The organism is Xanthomonas sp. NCPPB 1068 (assembly GCF_041479385.2).
Taxonomy (GTDB): Bacteria; Pseudomonadota; Gammaproteobacteria; order Xanthomonadales; family Xanthomonadaceae; genus Xanthomonas; species Xanthomonas cannabis.
In genome coordinates, this window is sequence record NZ_CM192986.1 from 2,431,015 (window position 1) to 2,450,408 (window position 19,394).

Below are 19,394 nucleotides of genomic sequence, written 5' to 3' on the forward strand. Positions count from 1 at the left end.
CAATCCGCATGGCGGCTGAACATGGGCGCGCAGCCTGGCAATCGCCCGCCCGTCAGCCAGCTTCCAGACATTGAATGCGGCGCATGGTACGCGCGTCATCCACGCGTGCACAGCGAGGTGCCGTATGCAACGCACATGGTCACGAGAGCGCCTTGCCTGGGCGTTGGCGCTCGCATCGAGCGGTGTCCTGGCGCTCGGCGGCTGCCAACGCAGCGCACTGTCGCCGACACCCAGAGCGACGCCAACCGACTCGGCCACCGTCACGCCGACGGCGCCGGCCTACACCGCACCTACCGCCGACCAGCTGTATCGACTGGTGGCGCCGATCGCCCTGTTTCCCGACAAGCTGCTGGCCCAGACGCTGGCGGCGTCGGTCTATCCAGACCAGGTGCTCACTGCGCAGGACTGGTTGCACAGCAACCGCGCCCTGACAGCCGCCGACCGCGCGCAGGCCACCGTCGCGCAGCCCTGGGACCCCAGCGTCAAGGCCTTGACCGCCTTCCCCGATGTCGTGGACCAGTTGGCCGGCAATCTCGACTGGACCCGCGCACTGGGCGAGGCTTATGCACATGACCCGAACGACGTGCTCGACGCGGTGCAGATCATGCGCCAGCGGGCGCAAGCCAGCGGCCACCTGCGCAGCACGCCACAGCAGCAGGTCCAGGTCGCCCGGCATCTCGTGGTAACGCCGGTCCTGGACGGAGAACGCGTCCCACCGCCCTCGCAGGTGATCACCATCGAGCCTGCGCAACCGCAGGTGGTGTATGTGCCGCGCTATGACCCGGAGGTGGTGTACGGAGCGCCGGTAGATATGTATCGCGAGTACCGCTACCACCCGGTGCGTTGGTATGACCAGGGCGATGTGGCGACCGTCGGGGCGGTGTCGTTTGGCGTCGGTGTGCTGGTCGGCAGCGCATTGGAGCACCACCACGGCTGGTTCGGCTGGGCCACGCCAGCGCCGGCGTGGCATCACTGGGGCTGGAACAGCTGGGGCGTGGACTGGAACGCGCCACCAGCCGCACCGCATTACGTGGTCTACCAGAATCGCGTCTACGCGCCCCGTACCACCATCATCAACAACCACACCACCGTTGTGGATGCGCGGTCCTCTGTGCACCAGCAGGACCAGCGTCAGTGGTCGAACACGACCTACACGCCTGTGCCGGGACCGGAGGTTGCGAAATCAGGCTCGCCCGCGGCGCGCACGGCCATGCCGACTGCTGCGGCTGCACCATCTCTCGGTACGTTGCCGCGACCAACCGCACTGGCGTCTTCGCCCGCCGACCTGCACCATGCGCCCGACGTCGCGCACCTGTCCGCACCGCACTTCACTGCGCAGATGCTGCAGGCAGGACGCCCGGTGGCCGCCAGAGCTCCGCAGCCCGTGCCTGTCAGCCTGCCGTCGCCAGCGCGCCCAGCGAACACGCCGCACCCGATGCCCGCTGCCGAACCTCCGGCAATGCGGACGGGCGAATCGCCGATCGCGCTGGCGCGCATGCCACCACTGCAGGCACATCAGGCGCTGCCTGCGGGTGCTATCCGCCCTGCCAGTGAACCGGCTCGTGAAACCGCTCGTCCCACCCTGTCGCCGCGCGAGGCATTTACCGCCCGGAACATGCACGACATCCCGCCGCGCACGCTGGTACCACTGCAGCCCCGGCCGCCTCAGTTACGGGAACAACCCCGCGTGGCGCCTCGCCAGCAAGCCGCGCTCGTGGTGCCATCGCGGGCGGAACATCAACTACCGGTGCGACCGCCGCGTCCGGAGCCACGTCCGCTGATGCAGATTCAGGCGCAGCAGCATCCGCAGCGCGTCGCCACATTCGCCACACCCCGCGCCGCCCCAGATCGTGCGCCGGCACCTCGGCCGTCCCAATCGCATGCACAGGCGCCGCCGCATCACGAGCGTCGTCACGACAGTTGAGGCGGCTGTCTCGTCATCGCGTAGCCGTCATACACGTCGAGGGAAATGGCCGAAGCTGGCGCCCCCATGTGTCGCCTTCTTTCGCTACGCGACAGGCCCTGGCTGACTCCGGTCAGCCAGGGCTGCATTGATCCGCTGGCGTAGCACCCCCTGCGTCAGCGGCCCAGGCGGTCCAGTGCCTCGGCCAACTCCGGCGCCAGCGGCGCGCTCAGCACATACGGTGTCTTGCCGGAATCCAGCGCGAACTCCAGCGACGCCGCGTGCAGGAACAGCCGCTTCAGGCCCAACTGGTCACGCAGCCGCTTGTTGACCTCGGCCTCGCCGTACTTGTCGTCGCCGGCCACCGGGTGCCCCAGGTGCTGGGCATGTACACGGATCTGGTGGGTACGGCCGGTCTCGATGCGCACTTCGCAATACGAGTGCCCGCCGCGCCGTTCCAGCAAATTGAAATGGCTCAGCGACGGCTTGCCGATCGCATTCACCTGCACATGCCGCTCGCCCCCCTGGCGCAGGCCGATATGCAGCGGCGCGTCCACCGTCATCACGCCGTCGGGCATGCGCCCGACCAGCAAGGTGAGGTAGCGCTTGGTGATGCCGCGGCCCTCGACGCGGTCGTCCTCGCGCATCAAGGCCTGCAGCTCGGTCAGCGCCGAGCGCTTCTTGGCCACGATCAATAGGCCGGATGTATCGCGATCGAGCCGGTGTACCAGTTCCAGGGTCTGATTCGGCCGCAATGCCCGCAGGGTTTCGATGGCACCGAAGCTGATCCCGCTGCCGCCATGGCTGGCAACCCCGGACGGCTTGTTGAGCGCTAGCAGCCGCGCATCCTCGAACACGATGGCCGCTTCCAGCCGGGCCAGGAACGACGACGGTGGCGCGGCCTTGTCGCCCTCCTCGTTCACCCGCACCGGCGGGATGCGCACTTCTTCGCCACCCTCGAGCTTGCGCTCGGCCTTGGCCCGCCCGCCGTTCACCCGCACCTGGCCACTGCGGACCAGCTTGTAGATCAGGCTGCGCGGCGCGCCCTTGAGCTGGCCAAGCAGGAAATTGTCCAGCCGCTGCCCTGCACGGTCTTCCGGAACTTTGAGAATGCGCACGCCCACACGGTCGGCAGGCGGCTTGGGGGGCTGGGGGTCGGTCATCCGGCTCTTTATTCTGTTACACTCGGCGAGCGAGATAAGGGTTTGATTTCGTTGGAAGTTGATTGGCCAGAAGCCTGACTTCCGATGATTCCGGCACAGTGCGCGACCACCGCCCCAGGGGCGGCCATGTTAGCGGCTCACCGGCCTACCCGGCCATCGCCGGCGGTCTTTGACCGTTGCGCTGAACATGTCCCGTGCGCTGCCCCGGTTCGTCCGGACGCGGCTGCCGGCCCTGAAACACCTATAAAACCCAAAGACAAGCGCTCCCGCGGCATGCCGTGGTGTTGCAGCGCTGGAAACCCTGGTCAGGCCTGTCCGCGCGTTGCGCGAAGGGCCGACAAGCTGTTCCAGAGGCGAAACGTCACGGCGTTCCGCGCGGTAGAGCGCGTGAGGAACGCAACAATGAAGCGAATGCTGATCAACGCAACGCAGGCCGAAGAGCTGCGCGTGGCGATTGTGGACGGCCAGACCCTGTACGACATCGACATCGAACAGCCGTCCAAGGAACAAAAGAAATCCAACATCTACAAGGGCCGTATCACCCGGCTCGAGCCTTCTCTGGAAGCGGCGTTCGTGGACTATGGCGCCGAGCGCCATGGCTTCCTGCCGCTGAAGGAAATCTCCCGCGACTATTTCCAGGCCGGCGTCGACCATAACAAGTCGACCATTCGCGAGCTGCTGCGCGAAGGCCAGGAAATCGTGGTGCAGGTCGACAAGGAAGAACGCGGCAACAAGGGCGCTGCCCTGACCACGTTCATCTCGCTGGCCGGCCGCTACATGGTGCTGATGCCCAATTCGCCAAGCGCCGGTGGCGTCTCGCGCCGGATCGAAGGCGAAGACCGCGCCGCGCTGAAGGAAGCGCTGGACAAGCTCGACATCCCCGACGACATGGGCGTGATCATCCGCACCGCCGGTGTGGGGCGTGACGCCGAAGAACTGCAGTGGGATCTGGACTACCTGCTGCAGACCTGGAAGGCGATCGCCGAAGCCGCGCTGAGCAAGCCGGCCGCCTTCCTGATCTACCAGGAATCGCGCCTGATCATCCGCGCCCTGCGCGACTACCTGCGCGCCGATGTGGGCGAAATCCTGGTCGATACGCCGGAGCTGTATGCCGACGCCCAGGAATTCATGAAGCAGGTGATGCCGCAGAGCCTGCGCAAGCTCAAGCACTACACCGACGATATCCCGCTGTTCAATCGCTTCCAGATCGAATCGCAGATCGAAGGCGCCTACGAGCGCAACGTGCGCCTGCCCTCGGGCGGTTCGATCGTGGTGGACCAGACCGAAGCGCTGACCGCCGTCGACGTGAACTCCTCGCGCGCCACCAAGGGCAGCGATATCGAAGAGACCGCGTTCCAGACCAATCTGGAAGCGGCCGAAGAAGTGGCACGCCAGTTGCGCCTGCGAGACCTGGGTGGCCTGGTAGTGATCGACTTCATCGACATGGCCTCGTCCAAGCACCAGCGCGAAGTCGAAAACAAGCTGCAGAACGCGCTCAAGTACGACCGCGCCCGCGTGCAGCTTGGCCGTATCTCGCGCTTCGGCTTGATGGAAATGAGCCGCCAGCGCCTGCGTCCAAGCCTGGGCGAATCCAGCCAGATCGTGTGCCCGCGTTGCGACGGCCATGGCCGCATGCGCAGTGTCGAGTCGCTGTCGCTGTCGATCATCCGCGTGGCCGAAGAGCACGCCATGAAGGAAAACACCGGGCAGGTGCTGGTCCAGGCCCCGGTGGAAATCGCCAACTACCTGCTCAACGAAAAGCGCAGCGCGCTGCGTGAGATCGAGCAGCGCCACGAGTCGCCGATCATCATCGTCGCCGACGAGCAGCTGCACACCCCGCACTACGAAGTCACCCGCCTGCGCGAAAACGAGTTGGGCGAAGACAGCGGCAAGCCGAGCTACCAGCGCGGCACCCCGCGCAAGCTGCCGGTGCATGCGCTGACCAAGGCGCAGTTGAACATCCCGGCAGCTCCGGCGGTGACCTCGATCAAGCCGAGCCAGCCGGCGCCGGTGCGTGAAGAGGCCCCTGCCCCGGTGGCGCCCGTCGCGGCACCGGCCCCGGTGGTGACGGTGCCAATCCCGGCGCCGGTCACTGGTGTGGTTGGCTGGCTGAAGCGCATTTTCGGTGGGGTCGAGCCGATCGCGCCAACGCCCGAGACGACCCAGCGCCCGCGGCCGAACGATACCGGCCGTAATCCACGTAACGAGCGCGGTGAACGTGGCGGCCAACGCCGTGACGGACGCGATGCCCGCAATGGCGGCAACGGCGGCAATCAGCGCGGCAATGGCAACGGCGCCAACAAGGAACGTCGCGACGAGCGCCGCCAGCCGGCCAATGGCCAGAATGGCCAGGCCGCGCAAAACGGCGCCCAGGCCCAGCAGCAGGTGCAGGCGCCCAAGCCGCCGCGCAACGAGTCGCAGGCACCGAAGCAGCAACAGCCGCAGCAGCAGAAGCCCAAGCCGCAGAACCAGGCGCCCCGTCCGCCACGTGCACCTGCACAGCAGGATGGCGCACCGTCCGAACGGCAGCCGCGTCCTGCACGTCAGGATGAAGGGACCGCCTCGGCGCAGACCCTGACCTCGACGGCAGCAAGTGCAACGACGACGGGGGTGGTCGCAGCCATCGCTGAAACCGCTGCGCCTGCCACCGTGCAGGCCAGTGCGGCTGAGGCCACCCAGGCACACTCGGTCGAGGTTGTGGTGAGCGAGTCCACGGCCGATCGCGGCAGTGACGCGGTTGCGGATGCTCCCGGCCAGGAAGGCGCGGGCGATGATGCGGCCAATGGCGAAGGTGGAAGCCGTCGCCGCCGCGGTCGTCGCGGCGGCCGTCGTCGTCGTCGCGGCGCCGGCGCAAACGGTGAGGGTGGCAGCAACGTGGATGGTCTGGAGACGGACGATCTCGATGGCGATGTTGACGGCGATCTGGAAGGCGACAACGACGGCGACGAAGCCAATACGCAGGGCCAGGCATCTGCCGCTCCGCGTGCGGGTCAGCCGGAGTTCGACTTCGATGACGACGCTCCCGCGCCGGCCGCTCGCACCAGGCCCGAGCCCGACGCTGCGGCACCGGTGAAACCACGCCCGGTTCCCAAGGAACGTGCGGAAACCCCGTCGGGCAGCGATACCGCCGCGACGACGGCGCCGGTGTCCAACGCGGCACCGTCGTTCGAGCAGCAAGCCACAGCCCCGGCTGCCGCCGCAGCGGAGCGGGCACGCAATGACGCTGCCGTCGCGGCAGCGCCGGCGCGGACTCCGTCTGCTCCGGCAGCAGCGACTCCGGCGAGCTCGCAAGAGGTCACTGCGACCTCGCCCGCAGCTCCGGCCCCGATCGCCAAGCAGGCGTCGGCAATCGAGGCAACGCCGGCCGCCAGCTCGGCACCAGTGGCGGTTGACGCCACTATGCCCTCGCCCGCTGCCGAGGTAACTGCGGTGACGGCGACACCGGGCAGCGCGGCAGCGCCTGCCGCACCGGCGGCTGTCACCGAGCCGGTCGCGCCAGCTGCTGCACCGTCGTCGACGAGCGAGCCGACCGCTGTCACGCAGCCGACGCCGGTCCCCAAGGCGTCGACTGATGCCGCAGCGTCCTCGGCCGGTACGCCGGACCGCCTCACCGCAACCGTGCCGGAAACGTCGGCAGCGCAGCGGGAGCCTGCCAAGCCGTCGGCATCGACGTCGGTGACGGCAGAGCAGGCTGCTCCTGCAGCGGCCGCATCAACCGCTCCTTCTGCGCAGGCCGCCGTGGTGACCGCCAAGGCACCGCATGCCGAGCAGACCGGTGCAGTCGTTCCGTCCGTCGATGTCGCAGTGACCTCGACCACGACGGTGCCGCAGACGCCTGTTGCAGACGAAGCACCCGCTCCGGTACGCAAGCCCTACGCGCCGGTGCAGACGACCATGCTGGACGCACTGGCCCCCAAGGACGATGCAACACCTGCAACGTCTGCTACACCGGTCCCGCCCAAGGCGCAGCAAACGCAGCCGGCAGCGGTAGCGCCTGCAGCCACGCAGCGGCCAGAAGCCGACGCGCCAAAGGCGACCGTTGTTGTCTCCGAAGCGTCCAAGCCTGCAGCGTCATCGGCCGATGCCGATGCCGATGCCGATGCCGAGGGTGCCTCCAAGGAAAATGGTGACGCCGACAAGCCGCGTGACCAGCACTGATCGTTACACCGGCCGCACTAGCTGACCTGCATAAGCGGGTCAGGAAGCGTCAAGACACAGCGGCCTTCGGGCCGCTGTGTTTTTGTGCGCGTGTGGTGCTGATAGCGCTGAAAGAACAACACCAGCGCAGGCCACTCTCGTTCGCACATCACACCGAGAGCCTGCTCTCACACAGCCGTGCCCTGCAGCGGCTACATCTGTGCGGGCCAGCGGATGGTGATCGAGCCTGAAGCGACTTCAGCGCTCTTGTCGTGAGAACTCCCGGAGTGCAGCAGGCGCCGCGCTACGTCGTGGCTGCAGGCCATCGCCTAACCACCTGCCAGTCCTGATGTCCTGTCGCTTGCTGCGATGGACGCTTTTTTCGGCGTGTAGGCGCTGCCTGAGTCAACAGAATCGCCTTGTCCTGCGCCGCGCGCTGCGTTTGCATCAGCGGAATCGCCTCGCGCTGCGTGCTGCGACGACCGCTTACAAGCCTTCGCCAGCGGATCCAGGGCGCCAGCCAGCTTTACGCATTCTGGAACCTGTAACCAGACCGATTCAATCCATGCAGCGCAGTGCTCAACGAGCGACGGCCAGGCGTCACATCGTGCGGGCAGGATCGGTCAGGCCGTATTGATTGGCCAGACGGGCCAACGCGATGTTGTCCTGGATGCCGACCTTTTCGAACAGACGCGCCTTGTGCGTATTGATGGTCTTGGCACTGAGATTCAGGCGCTTGGCGATGTCTTCCTGGCGCAGGCCCTGGGTCAGCAACAAGGCCACCTCCAGCTCGCGTGGCGACAACGCATCGAAGGGGGAGCCGCCACCTTCGAGATTGGACAGCGCCAGATTCTGCGCAATCGTGTTGCCCAGATAACGCCGCCCCAATGCCACCTCGCGTACCGCGCGCAGCAATTCATGCGCATCTCCCCCCTTGCCCACGTAGCCGGACGCACCGGCTTCGAGCAAGCGCTTGGGCAGCGGACCATCTTCGAGTACGGAGACGATGATCACGCGCGTGCCGTAATCACCCTTGACGATGCGCTCGGTGATTTCAAGACCGCTCACGCCGGGCAGGTGCAGATCGCACAGCACGATATCGGGCTTGAGTTGACGAACCTGCGGCAAGGCGGCTTCACCGCTCTCTGCCTCACCCACCACATCGACGTCCACTTCCTTGGACAGGATCATCTTCATGCCGGTACGCACGAGTGCATGATCGTCGATCAGAAAAACTCTGATGGTCATCCTTGTTGTCCTCGCTGTGCGGCTGGCTGATGCAGCCTAGCTCCGTGAATAATTCAGGGCAAGCTCGATGCAACGTATTACGCTCAAGTTAGAGCGAACTGCACGCATTCCGACGTGTAGTACCACGCGTCGGTCCTGTAGTGCAGTGTGTTGACATGATGCGAGCGCCTGCAATGCCGGCTGCATCGGGCAACCCAGTCGTGCCCGGTCAGACTTTTCCTGGCTCGGTGGTCCGCGCGTCGTCCACCAGCGGCCGCAATTGCGGGTCCAGTGCAACGCGCTCATCGAAGACGAAACAGCGGCCGTCGTAGCCTTCGCCGCCGACTTCCTCGAAATAGCCCAGGATGCCGCCCTCCAACTGCAGCACGTTGTCCATGCCCTCGGCCTGCATCCAGACAGCGGCCTTTTCGCAACGGATACCGCCGGTGCAGAAGCTCACCACCGTGGCATCGGCCAACGCGGCGCGGTGCGGCTCAAGGGCTGCAGGCAGGTCGGTGAACTTGTCGATCGGCAAGGTCAGGGCGCCATGAAACGTGCCATAGGCCACTTCCTGCGCATTGCGCGTGTCCAGCAGCACCAGCGGGCGACCACGATCATCGTGGCCAGTGCGCATCCACTCCCGCAACACTGCGGGGCTCACTGCAGGCGCACGGCCCGGCAGTGGCGATGCATCCTGGCGACGGAAGCTGATGATCTCCGGCTTGACCTTTACCTTGAGCCGCGCAAAGGGCTGATGCGTGCTCTGGCTGTACTTGATGCGCATGTGCGCAAAGCGGCTGTCTGACTGCAACCACAGGTAGAACGCGTCAATCCGGTCCGCCTCGCCGGCCAGAAAGAGATTGATGCCCTCCTCGGCCACCAGCACCGAGCCCTTCAGCAGGTGCTGTTCGGCCTGCGCCAGCACGCTGTCGGCCAGCGGCTGCGGGTCCTGGATGGCAACGAAGTGGTAAGCCGCAGTATTGGTAATCATGCGGCCATTTTAAGGCGGCAGGCCCGAGCTAGCGAGCGCCTGGACAAGATCGAACGTGCTCCGGAACGGCGCGGCGCAGCGGCACGCGGCGCGCTGCTCGATGGCAGAGGCGTTGGATCTGCCGCGATCTCGGTCAGATCGGTCCCGCCCCCGGGTCGCTCAGCCGCGCAACAGCAGAAACGGCAGCAACACCAACGAGGCCACGACCAGCATGCCCAGTAGCGTGGCAATCACGAAGACCGGGCGTTTGCGCAGCAATGCGCCAAAGGTTTCTGCGGTGCCGGCGGCAATCGCCTCCTGGCGCTGGGCGCGTGCGATCGCGCCGCGCTGTGCCTGGTAGGCACCCAGCAAAGCCTTGGCGCGTGCGTGGTCCGCGTCGTCGCTGAGCCAGATGCCGCCTGCGGAGATCCCCCAGTTGCTGGGCCGCGTTTCGTAGATCTGTACCAGGTGCTCGCGCATCAGCGCCCGCACCTCGTCGGCCTCGTCGTCGGGGACATTGCGCAGGTTGAGCAGCAGCTTGGCCATGGGACGATGATACGGGAGCCAGGTGCGATAATGGCGGCCTTCCTTCACGGACATACCCATGCGCCTTGTGCTGACGCTCTGTGCCGCCCTGCTGCTTGCCAGCTGCGCGCCCGCCCTGCCGCCTTCCGGCGGCACCATCGCCAGCTTCGAGCGGATCGACCGTACTGCCGGTACCGGCGCGGAGGCCACGCCCGGTTCCCTGGTGACGGTGCATTACACCGGCTGGCTGTACGACGAAAAGGCGGCCGACAAACACGGCAAAAAGTTCGATAGTTCGCTGGACCGCGCCGAGCCGTTCCAGTTCGTGCTGGGTGGCCGCCAGGTGATCCGCGGTTGGGACGAAGGCGTTGCCGGCATGCGCGTGGGCGGCAAGCGCACCTTGATGATTCCCCCGGACTACGGCTACGGCGACAACGGCGCAGGCGGTGTCATACCCCCGGGCGCTTCGCTGGTGTTCGATGTGGAATTGCTCGGCGTGCAGCCGCGCTGAGTGCGAAAGTGATGATGGATGCGAGCAGACCGCGGCTGACGGTCATTGGCGGCGGGCCTGCGGGATTGATGGCTGCCGAAGTGGCTTGTGCTGCCGGGATCGCCGTGGATCTGTACGAGGCAAAAGGCTCGGTGGGGCGCAAATTCCTGATCGCCGGCAAGGGCGGACTCAATCTCACCCACTCCGATCCGATGCCGCTGTTCGCCCAGCGCTATCGTGAGCGCACGCCGATGGTGGCGGCGTGGCTGCAAGAGTTCGATGCCGATGCATTGCGCGCCTGGGCGCGCGAGCTGGGCGTGGAAACCTATGTCGGCAGCTCCGGGCGGGTGTTTCCGATCGACCGCAAGGCCGCGCCCTTGCTGCGCGGCTGGGTGCGTCGCCTCAAGGACCAGGGCGTTATCTTTCATGTGCAGCATCGCTGGCTGGGATGGAGCGCTGACGGTGCGCTGCGATTTTCCACACCTGACGGCGCTATCGACCTCCAGGCGGATGCAACGGTGCTGGCACTGGGCGGCGGCAGTTGGCCGCAGCTCGGCTCCGACGGCGCCTGGCAGGCCCCGCTGCAGCAGCATGGCATCGCCGTGCGCCCCTTGGTGCCGGCCAACTGCGGCTTCGATCTCGACTGGAGTGCGCATTTCGCGCAACGGCATGCGGGCGCACCGCTCAAACCGGTGGTCGCGCATTGGCGCGACAGCACGGGCGTGCAGCACGCGCTGCAGGGCGAATGCGTGATCACAGAAACCGGGATCGAGGGCAGCCTGATCTATGCCATCGCGGCCGAGCTGCGTACGCAGATCGATGCGCATGGCACAGCCGAATTGGTGCTGGATCTGCTACCCGACCGTTCGCTGGAGCGCGTTGGCGCCGAGTTGGCCAGGCCGCGCAAGGGGCGTAGTTTCAGCGAACATCTGCGCCGCCAGCTCGGTATCGAGGGCGTCAAGGCCGCGCTGGTCTATGAACTGCTCGGCAAACAGGCCGGCGACGATTCGGCGTTAGTGGCACGCACGCTCAAGCAACTGCCGCTGCGCCTGCTGCGGCCGCGCCCGCTCGCAGAGGCGATCAGCTCGGCCGGTGGCGTGGAACTGGAAGCCCTGGACGCGCAGCTGATGGCGCTGGCGCGCCCCGGCGTGTTCTGTGCTGGCGAAATGCTGGACTGGGAAGCACCGACCGGCGGCTATCTGCTGACCGCCTGCTTCGCCAGTGGGCATCGCGCTGCGTCTGGTGCGATCGAGTGGCTAAAGCAGCACGGCAATCAACTCACAGCCGATCACTGACGGCCACGCGCGGCCACACCGATTTGACGTCGTAGACCACCGCAGCTGGCTTGCCCAGTGCAGCAATGCGCCGGGCGTCGTAGTCGCGATACTGGGCATGCGCCACCGCCAGCACGACGGCGTCGTAGGCGCCCTCCTCCGGGCCTTCGCATAACTGCACGCCGGCATGCAGCAGCGCCTCTGCCGGGTCGGCCCAGGGATCGCAGGTGTCGACCTGCACGCCGGCCGCCTGCAGCAATTGCACCAGCTCCAGCGCACGGCTGTTGCGCAGGTCCGGGCAGTTTTCCTTGAAGGTGGCACCCAATACCAGCACCCTCGCCTGCGCGAGCGCAACGCCGCGCATCGCCAGCATGCCGCAGACCCGCTCGGCCACGTGCCGGCCCACGCGATTGTTGACTTGCCGCGCGGTGTGAATGAGGTCGGGGTGGTAGCCCACGCTTTCGGATTTGTGCATCAGGTAGTACGGGTCCACCCCGATGCAATGCCCGCCGACCAGACCGGGGCGGAATGGCAGGAAATTCCATTTGGTGCCTGCCGCTTCCAGGACATCGAGCGTGTCGATGCCGAGCTTGTCGAAGATCAACGCCAGCTCGTTGACCAGCGCGATGTTGACGTCGCGCTGGATGTTCTCCACCACCTTGGCCGCTTCGGCCACACGCATCGACGACGCACGCCAGGTGCCGGCGGTGATGATGCTGGTATACAGCGCATCCACCGCATCGGCCGCCTGCGGCGTCGAGCCGGAGGTGATCTTGCGGATATCGCGCAGCCGGCGTTGCCGGTCGCCTGGATTGACCCGCTCCGGACTGTAGCCACAGAAAAAATCGGTATTGAAACGCAGGCCGGACACCGCTTCCAGCAACGGCACACAGACTTCTTCGGTGGTGCCCGGGTAGACGGTCGACTCGTAGATCACCAGATCGCCCGGCTTGAGCGCGGCAGCGATCAACCTGGTGGCGCTGCGCAACGGTTCCAGATCCGGCTGTTCGAAACTATCGATCGGCGTCGGGACGGTGACGATAAAGATGCTGCACGTCGCCAGGTCCTCCGCGGCCGCGCTATAGCGAAGCTGAGTGGCCGCAGCCAGTTCGCCATCGTCCAGTTCCAGCGTGGCATCGTGCCCTTCGCGCAGCTGCGCAACCCGCTGCGCATCGATGTCGAAACCCAGTGTGTCGCGCTGCTTGCCGAACGCCACTGCCAGTGGCAGGCCGACATAGCCCAGCCCGATGACGGCGATGCGTGCGTACTGCGGTGGGACAAGCGGGGTGCCGGACATGCAATTCCTCGGGATCGCGCGATCGGTTGCCGCGCAGCTGTGCGGCGGCAGCATAGCGCACGCGGGATTTGGACCGGCAGTTGGCACGATCGTCGGCTGGAGATTCACAATCGCCGCGCAATCAGGCACGCTATCGCAATGCCCGGGTGGCGAAATTGGTAGACGCAAGGGACTTAAAATCCCTCAGCTGTGAGGCTATGCGGGTTCGACCCCCGCCCCGGGCACACTACATCGCAGCGTAGGTCTGCTTCTGCACCGATGACGTGAGGCACCGTCATCCGATAGCAGACCCAGTTGACTTCGCGACAACTCAACGTGACGTGCTTTCACTGTCTGCGGCCGTAGCTGCCCATCTCATGCTGAAGCAGGCCATAGCGGCGATGAGCTGCGTTGGCATTCTGTCAATCGGCACTGCCCCTTTCGCAGTCATCCACGTCACAAGCGTCGGCGCCACGCTTGGTGACTAGGCATACAACCCGAACGGCATCCAAGATCCAGTCGAGGCAGAAAGCGGCTACCGCTAGTCGGTATGCGTCGGCTTGCTGATGTAAGGCCGCATAACGACGTATCAGGGCGAGATTGCTCATGCGCGCAGGGTTGCAGAGAGTGGCACCAACGCAATGCGTTGCCGCGTAGGCGCCCGCAAGTCCACATCAGGCAGCGCCCACTACGCCATCGCTCAAAAATGCTTTCCAAAGCATCTCTACCAGGCCGGTAACGGCGCACATCCAGACACACATATACAAATAAAAAACCCTGGATATCATCTGATATCCAGGGTTCGAATTTGGAGCGGGAAACGAGACTCGAACTCGCGACCTCAACCTTGGCAAGGTTGCGCTCTACCAACTGAGCTATTCCCGCGTGAAACTAAATTGTACAGCTTGTCACTTCGTTGCGCTAGCCCTGTCATCGTTGCCGATGAGAAAAAGCGCATGCGATGTGGAGGCCTGGGCCGGAATTGAACCGGCGTACGCGGATTTGCAGTCCGCTGCATAACCACTCTACCACCAGGCCGAAACATCTGACCCAAGGCATCCTGCCTTGAGACAACGAGGCACCGACACGGGAGCCTTGTCACTAACTGGAGCGGGAAACGAGACTCGAACTCGCGACCTCAACCTTGGCAAGGTTGCGCTCTACCAACTGAGCTATTCCCGCTTGGGAGGCGAAATTCTACAGCGAACAGCATAGGTGTCAACTGTTGCTTTCGATTTTTTTCGGCTTGTTGCTGCTGATTGCGGCTTTTTCGTCGGCACGCAGGCTCGGCCAGGCCGCCTGCAGATACTGAAAACCCGACCACAGCGTCAGCAGCGCGGCGATTGCCAGCGTCCAGTAACCGGCACGGAAGATCAGATTGCCCAACCAGATTTCGTGCGTCGGCATCTGCCCCGGCGTGACCGAATACAGCAGGCAGAGCAACGCCACCATCTGCGCGGTGGTCTTGACCTTGCCGATCACCGCCACCCGTACCTTGGCACGCTGCCCAATCTCGGCCATCCACTCGCGCAGCGCGGAGACGGCGATCTCGCGGCCGACGATCACTGCTGCCCAGAACGCCATCCACGGGGTGGGATGACCCTGCACGATCAGGAACAACGCCACTGCGACCATCAACTTGTCGGCAACCGGGTCCAGAAACGCGCCGAACGCGGAATACTGGTGATAGCGCCGCGCGACCCAGCCATCCAGCCAGTCGGTGATGGCAGCCAGCGCGAACACGCCGGCGGACGCAAAATTTGTCCAGGTGTACGGCAGGTAGAACACCACGACCAGCACCGGGATCATCAGGATCCTCAGCAGTGTCAGCCACGTGGGGATGGTCAACTTCATTACGGACTCGACTCGCCTGCCGCATCGGGAAGCGCCAGCCCGTGCAGGTTAGCGTAGATTCGCGCGGCAAGTGCGGCGTTGACTCCGTCCACCCGCGCGATCTCGGCCTCGCCAGCGGCCTTGAGGCCGACCAGACCGCCGAAATGCTTGAGCAGGCTGGCGCGACGTCGCGGCCCGATACCGGGAATATCCTCGAGCTTGCTGGTCATGCGCGCCTTCTGGCGGCGTCCGCGGTGACCGGTGATGGCAAAGCGGTGCGCTTCGTCACGCACCTGCTGGATGAACTGCAGCGCCGGCGACGCCGCGCCTGGGCGCAGCTCGCGGCCGTCGGCCATGATCAGCGCCTCGTGCCCTGCCCTGCGCTCCTCGCCCTTGGCCACGCCAACCAGCAGCACGTTCTCGACGCCCAGGTCGGCCAGTGCGGCCTGGGCCTGGGCCAGCTGGCCGGCACCGCCGTCGATCAACAGCACATCGGGCAGCACGCCGTTTTCTTCCACCGCGCGCCGGAACCGCCGCTCGATCGCCTGCCGCATCGCGGCGTAGTCGTCGCCCGGGGTGATGCCGGAAATATTGAAGCGCCGATACTGGCCGCGCACCGGGCCGCTCGCATCGAATACCACGCACGACGCGACGGTGGCTTCGCCCATGGTGTGGCTGATGTCGAAGCACTCCACCCGCTTGACCGGTTCGGCAAGCCCGAGCATCTCGCGCAGTGCCTCGCTACGAGCGTGCTGCGCGCTCTGGCTGGTGAGCTCGGTCACCAGCGTCAGCTGCGCGTTGCGGGTCGCCAGCAGCAGATAGCCGGCACGCTCGCCGCGCACGTTCCACTTCAGCGCGACCTTGTGTTCGGCAGCGGCACTGAGTGCGGCTTCGATCAGTTCGGCCTCGGGGATTTCGCGATCCAGCAGGATCTCGCGCGGCGGCGAATGCTCGGCGTAATACTGCGATACGAATGCGCCGAGAATCTCGTCGGCGCTGTCCTCACCGTTGGTCTTGGGAAAGAACGAGCGCGTGCCCAGGTTGCGGCCATCGCGGAAGCTCAGCAGCAGCACGCAGGCCTGGCTGGACTGCGTGGCGCAGGCCAGCACGTCCAGGTCGGCGGCGCGGCCATCGACGTACTGGCGGTTCTGCATGCTGCGTAACGACGACAACAGATCGCGCAGGCGCGCGGCACGCTCGAATTCCAGCGCTTCGCTGGCCTGCTGCATCGAATGCATGATCTCTTCGCCGAGCTGGTCGCTCTTGCCTTCCAGAAACATGGTGGCGCGGCGCACCGATTCGGCGTAATCGGGCGCGGCCACCAGATCCACGCATGGGCCACTGCAACGGCCGATCTGATACTGCAGACATGGCCGCGAGCGGTTACGGAACACGCTGTCTTCGCAACTGCGCAACTTGAACAGCTTGTGCATCAGGCTCAGCGTCTCACGTACGCCGGTCACGCCGGTGTACGGGCCGAAGTAGCGCCCCTGCACGGCACGCGGTCCACGATGCAAGGCGATCCGCGGCCAGTCCTCGCGCGTGAGCAGCACGTACGGGTAGCTCTTGTCATCGCGCAAGGACACGTTGTAGCGCGGCGACAGCGACTTGATGAGCTGGTTTTCCAGCAGCAGCGCTTCGGCCTCGCTGCGGGTCACGGTGACGTCCATGCGCGCCACCTGCGACAGCATCGAGGTCAGCCGTGCATTCTTCGGCGTGCCGTTGAAATAGCTGCCCACGCGCTTGCGCAGCGCGCCGGCCTTGCCGACGTACAGCAAGGTGTCGTCGGCCGCATACATGCGGTAGACGCCGGGCGCGGTGCTCAGCTGCGCAGCAAACGCTTTTCCATCGAAATCGGCTTGGGGCCTTGCGTTCATTCGTCTATCGCAACATCACTCAGTACGCCGCTTGCCAGGTCGTAACGCAGCACGGCATGGGCATCGGTTTCGGCAATCCAGACCGCACCGGCGGCCACCGCCAGACCGGCCGGGCCATGCAGGCGCCGCGGCAGCTCGACCGTGGTCAGCTCGCCGCCACCCAGGCGCAGGCAGCGCAGGCGGCCGTTACCGGTGTCGGCGATCCACAGCAACGGCGAGTCGGCGGCCAGCGCGATGGCCTGCGGAAACTGCAACTGCGCGGTGCCGCGTGGCCCATCCTCATCGCCGAACTGCCACAGGCCCTGCCCGCCGACCAGGGTCTGCACCAGGTCACCGCGCAACTGCATGGTGCGGATCGACGAGCCCAGCCCATCGCAGACGTACGCCACTTGCTGCACTGCCGCCAATCCTGCCGGTTGCGCGAAAGCTGCGAGATGGCCGCTGCCATCGCGGATTTCAAGGGAGCCGGTGCCGGCGCGCGCACTCAATGCCGCGCGACCCAGGTCGTAGCTCCAGATGCGGTTGTCGCCGGCCATGGCGATCAACACCTGGTTGTCGGCAACGGCCAGACCCTGCGGGTAGTTCAGAGCGGACGCGCCGGCGAACGCCAGCGGCCCTTCGACCGGCTCGCCCGAGCGACCGGTGCCGCACAGGGTGTCCACCTGCCCGCTGCGCAGGTTGATGCGCCGTAACGCGTGGTTGCCGGTATCGGCGACGTAGAGCTGGTCGCGTTCCAGTGCCAGGCCTTGCGGGCGGCGGAATGCGGCTTCGCCGATGCCGCCATCGATGAGATCGGCGTTGCCATGTCCGAACTGACGCAGCACACGCCCGCCATGCGTGCACTCGAGCACGCGATGGTGGCCGGTGTCGGCGACGTACAGACGGTCTTCGGTTGCGGCCAGGCCGGTGGGAAAGCGCAATGCCAACCGCGGCTCGGGGTCGCGCTCGGCCACGCCCTGCAGGTCTGCATCGGAAGGCGGCTGCTGGCCGTCGCACAAGGCGGCCAGCGCCCTGTCCAGATCGCCGGTGACGCCGACCAGGCGCTGGCGCTCGCGCCCGTAGGCGTCCAGCAGCACCAGCGTGGGCCAGGACTGGATGTTGAACCGGCGCCAGGTTTCCCAGTCCTTGTCGAGCAGGATCGGCGCGCTGACGCCGTGGCCGCGCAACTGCTTGAGCGAGCGTTGCGGCAGACGCTCGCTGTCGAAGCGCGGCACCTGCACCACGATCACCTGCAAGCGCCCGGGGCTGCGTGCCTGCCACTGCGCCAGTTCGGCCAGGCGTTCGGCGCACCATACCGAGCTGGCGTTGACGAAGGCCAGCACGAGCGCACGGCCGCGATGTTCCTGCAAGGTGGACGGCCTGGCGTTGAGCCAGGTGGGAAATTCCGGCAGTTCCTGGGTGAGCTGGGCATTCATGCGGTGATTATGCCCAAGCGTGATTAGCCTCGGGTGAGTCTGGCCACCGTCTGCCGCGCGGCGGTATCGACCAGTTGCCAGACCTGCTCGAAATCCTTGCTGCTGCCGGTATATGGGTCGGGGATGTCGTCACGTGTCTCCACGCCGGCCCACGGCAACCACAGTGCCACCTTGTCGCGCAGCGATGCGGGGGCGATCCGTTGCAGATCACGTAGATTGTTGCCGTCGGCGCACAGCAGCCAGTCGAAGTGCTCGAAATCCTCGCACAGCACCTGACGCGCACGCAGGCCGGAAATGTCGACACCATGCCCGCGCGCGCAGTGGATGGCGCGCGGGTCCGGCGGATCGCCAGCGTGCCAATCACCGGTGCCGGCCGAATCGACCTGGATGCGCCGCGACAGCCGCGCCTCGTCCAGCTGCGCGCGTACGGCGCCCTCGCCCATCGGCGAGCGGCAGATATTGCCCAGACACACGATCAACAGCTTCATGCAGCGGCCACGCGCGCCTGGGCACGGGCCAGATCATCGGGCGTGTCGATACCCGGCGGAAACTGCTCCGGCGTCAACGCAACGGCGATGCGATGCCCGGTCTCCATCACCCGCAGCTGCTCCAGCGATTCGAGGCGCTCCAGCATGCCCGGCGGCATGGCCGCAAACCGTTGCAGGAAACCGGCGCGGTACGCGTAGATGCCGATATGACGCAGCCACTGCCCGTCCAGCGGCAGCTGCTCGGGTTGGCTGGCGAAGCTGTCGCGGTGCCAGGGGATCGGCGCGCGGCTGAAATACAGCGCATCCCCGCCTGCGGTGCGCACCAGCTTCACCACGTTCGGGTCGAACAGGTCGTGCGCGGTGTCCACCTGTGCGGCAAGCGTGGCCATGTCGGCGCCCGAGTGCAGCAGCAGCTCGGCGACTGCGCGGATGCCGGCGGCAGGCGCAAAGGGCTCGTCGCCTTGCAGATTCACCACGCAGGTGTCCGCATCCCAGCCGGCGATGCGCGCGCATTCGGCAAGGCGGTCGGTACCGGAGAGGTGCTCGCTACCGGTCATGGCCACCTGCACGCCCGGCACGTGCGCGATGGCTTCGGCAATCCGCGCATCATCGGTGGCCACCCAGACCGCGCGCGCGCCGGCCAACAGCGCCCGCTCGGCCACATGCTGGATCATCGGACGATCGCCGAGACGTTGCAGCGGCTTGCCGGGCAAGCGCGTGGACGCGTAGCGCGCCGGGATGGCGACGACGAAATCGGCAGGCGTTGGATTGGTCATGCGTATGCGCTCTGAACGGCGGAATGGTGGGATGGACGTC

Annotated in this window: 14 protein-coding genes and 4 tRNA genes; 5 read left to right on the forward strand and 13 right to left on the reverse strand. The window is 66.0% G+C overall.

Features of this window, described 5'->3' with window-relative positions; translation table 11 throughout:
- Nucleotides 1–124 precede the first annotated feature (124 nt).
- On the forward strand, nt 125–1,924 hold the full coding sequence (locus tag ACCQ12_RS10330; RefSeq protein ID WP_372383523.1) for a DUF3300 domain-containing protein: 1,800 nt from the start codon (nt 125–127) through the stop codon (nt 1,922–1,924).
- Nucleotides 1,925–2,079: 155 nt separating this feature from the next.
- On the opposite strand, the gene ACCQ12_RS10335 is transcribed toward ACCQ12_RS10330, so the two are convergent.
- Entirely contained in the window at nt 2,080–3,066 is a 987-nt protein-coding gene (locus ACCQ12_RS10335; RefSeq protein WP_372381663.1) for an RluA family pseudouridine synthase, read from the reverse strand.
- A gap of 411 nt (nt 3,067–3,477) precedes the next feature.
- Between ACCQ12_RS10335 and ACCQ12_RS10340 the strand changes: the two genes are divergently transcribed.
- Nucleotides 3,478–7,224, forward strand: coding sequence for an Rne/Rng family ribonuclease (locus ACCQ12_RS10340; protein WP_372383594.1), 3,747 nt, complete (start codon nt 3,478–3,480; stop codon nt 7,222–7,224).
- Between the two features lie 579 nt (nt 7,225–7,803).
- Here ACCQ12_RS10340 and ACCQ12_RS10345 read toward each other — a convergent pair.
- From ACCQ12_RS10345 to ACCQ12_RS10355, 3 genes are all read right to left on the reverse strand, one after another.
- Nucleotides 7,804–8,451 (reverse strand): response regulator, encoded by a 648-nt coding sequence (locus ACCQ12_RS10345; protein WP_039409104.1) that lies wholly within the window; start codon nt 8,449–8,451, stop codon nt 7,804–7,806.
- 208 nt (nt 8,452–8,659) lie between these two features.
- Entirely contained in the window at nt 8,660–9,421 is a 762-nt protein-coding gene (locus tag ACCQ12_RS10350) for a sulfurtransferase (protein ID WP_047694824.1), read from the reverse strand.
- A 159-nt stretch (nt 9,422–9,580) separates the two neighbouring features.
- Nucleotides 9,581–9,946 (reverse strand): DUF6164 family protein, encoded by a 366-nt coding sequence (locus ACCQ12_RS10355; RefSeq protein ID WP_047694826.1) that lies wholly within the window; start codon nt 9,944–9,946, stop codon nt 9,581–9,583.
- 58 nt (nt 9,947–10,004) lie between these two features.
- On the opposite strand from ACCQ12_RS10355, the gene ACCQ12_RS10360 reads away from it, so the two are divergent.
- The gene (locus tag ACCQ12_RS10360; protein ID WP_047694828.1) at nt 10,005–10,436 is read left to right on the forward strand and encodes an FKBP-type peptidyl-prolyl cis-trans isomerase; all 432 of its coding nucleotides are present in this window, start codon (nt 10,005–10,007) and stop codon (nt 10,434–10,436) included.
- Between the two features lie 11 nt (nt 10,437–10,447).
- Nucleotides 10,448–11,710 (forward strand): TIGR03862 family flavoprotein, encoded by a 1,263-nt coding sequence (locus tag ACCQ12_RS10365; protein ID WP_372383595.1) that lies wholly within the window; start codon nt 10,448–10,450, stop codon nt 11,708–11,710.
- Here the strand turns inward: ACCQ12_RS10365 and ACCQ12_RS10370 are convergent.
- Nucleotides 11,694–12,986: a nucleotide sugar dehydrogenase gene (locus ACCQ12_RS10370; RefSeq protein WP_372381664.1), complete on the reverse strand. Its 1,293-nt coding sequence runs from the start codon at nt 12,984–12,986 to the stop codon at nt 11,694–11,696. The genes ACCQ12_RS10365 and ACCQ12_RS10370 overlap by 17 nt on opposite strands.
- A gap of 140 nt (nt 12,987–13,126) precedes the next feature.
- On the opposite strand from ACCQ12_RS10370, the gene ACCQ12_RS10375 reads away from it, so the two are divergent.
- A tRNA-Leu gene (locus tag ACCQ12_RS10375) sits at nt 13,127–13,210 on the forward strand.
- Nucleotides 13,211–13,774: 564 nt separating this feature from the next.
- Here the strand turns inward: ACCQ12_RS10375 and ACCQ12_RS10380 are convergent.
- The 8 genes from ACCQ12_RS10380 to kdsB form a co-directional block, all read right to left on the reverse strand.
- Nucleotides 13,775–13,850, reverse strand: a tRNA-Gly gene (locus tag ACCQ12_RS10380).
- Between the two features lie 79 nt (nt 13,851–13,929).
- Nucleotides 13,930–14,003, reverse strand: a tRNA-Cys gene (locus ACCQ12_RS10385).
- 68 nt (nt 14,004–14,071) lie between these two features.
- A tRNA-Gly gene (locus tag ACCQ12_RS10390) sits at nt 14,072–14,147 on the reverse strand.
- 36 nt (nt 14,148–14,183) lie between these two features.
- Nucleotides 14,184–14,819 (reverse strand): CDP-diacylglycerol--glycerol-3-phosphate 3-phosphatidyltransferase, encoded by a 636-nt coding sequence (pgsA, locus tag ACCQ12_RS10395; RefSeq protein ID WP_372381665.1) that lies wholly within the window; start codon nt 14,817–14,819, stop codon nt 14,184–14,186.
- Entirely contained in the window at nt 14,819–16,675 is a 1,857-nt protein-coding gene (gene uvrC, locus ACCQ12_RS10400) for an excinuclease ABC subunit UvrC (protein WP_104580683.1), read from the reverse strand. The genes pgsA and uvrC overlap by 1 nt, the downstream gene beginning before the upstream one ends.
- Nucleotides 16,672–18,090, reverse strand: a complete 1,419-nt coding sequence (locus tag ACCQ12_RS10405; protein WP_179455879.1) for a hypothetical protein — start codon at nt 18,088–18,090, stop codon at nt 16,672–16,674. Before ACCQ12_RS10405 ends, uvrC begins: the two co-directional genes overlap by 4 nt.
- A gap of 23 nt (nt 18,091–18,113) precedes the next feature.
- Nucleotides 18,114–18,578 carry a low molecular weight protein-tyrosine-phosphatase gene (locus tag ACCQ12_RS10410; protein ID WP_372381666.1) on the reverse strand — a complete coding sequence of 155 codons (465 nt, stop codon included), beginning with the start codon at nt 18,576–18,578 and terminating at the stop codon, nt 18,114–18,116.
- Nucleotides 18,575–19,354, reverse strand: a complete 780-nt coding sequence (gene kdsB / locus ACCQ12_RS10415; RefSeq protein ID WP_372381667.1) for a 3-deoxy-manno-octulosonate cytidylyltransferase — start codon at nt 19,352–19,354, stop codon at nt 18,575–18,577. Before kdsB ends, ACCQ12_RS10410 begins: the two co-directional genes overlap by 4 nt.
- Nucleotides 19,355–19,394: the final 40 nt, after the last annotated feature.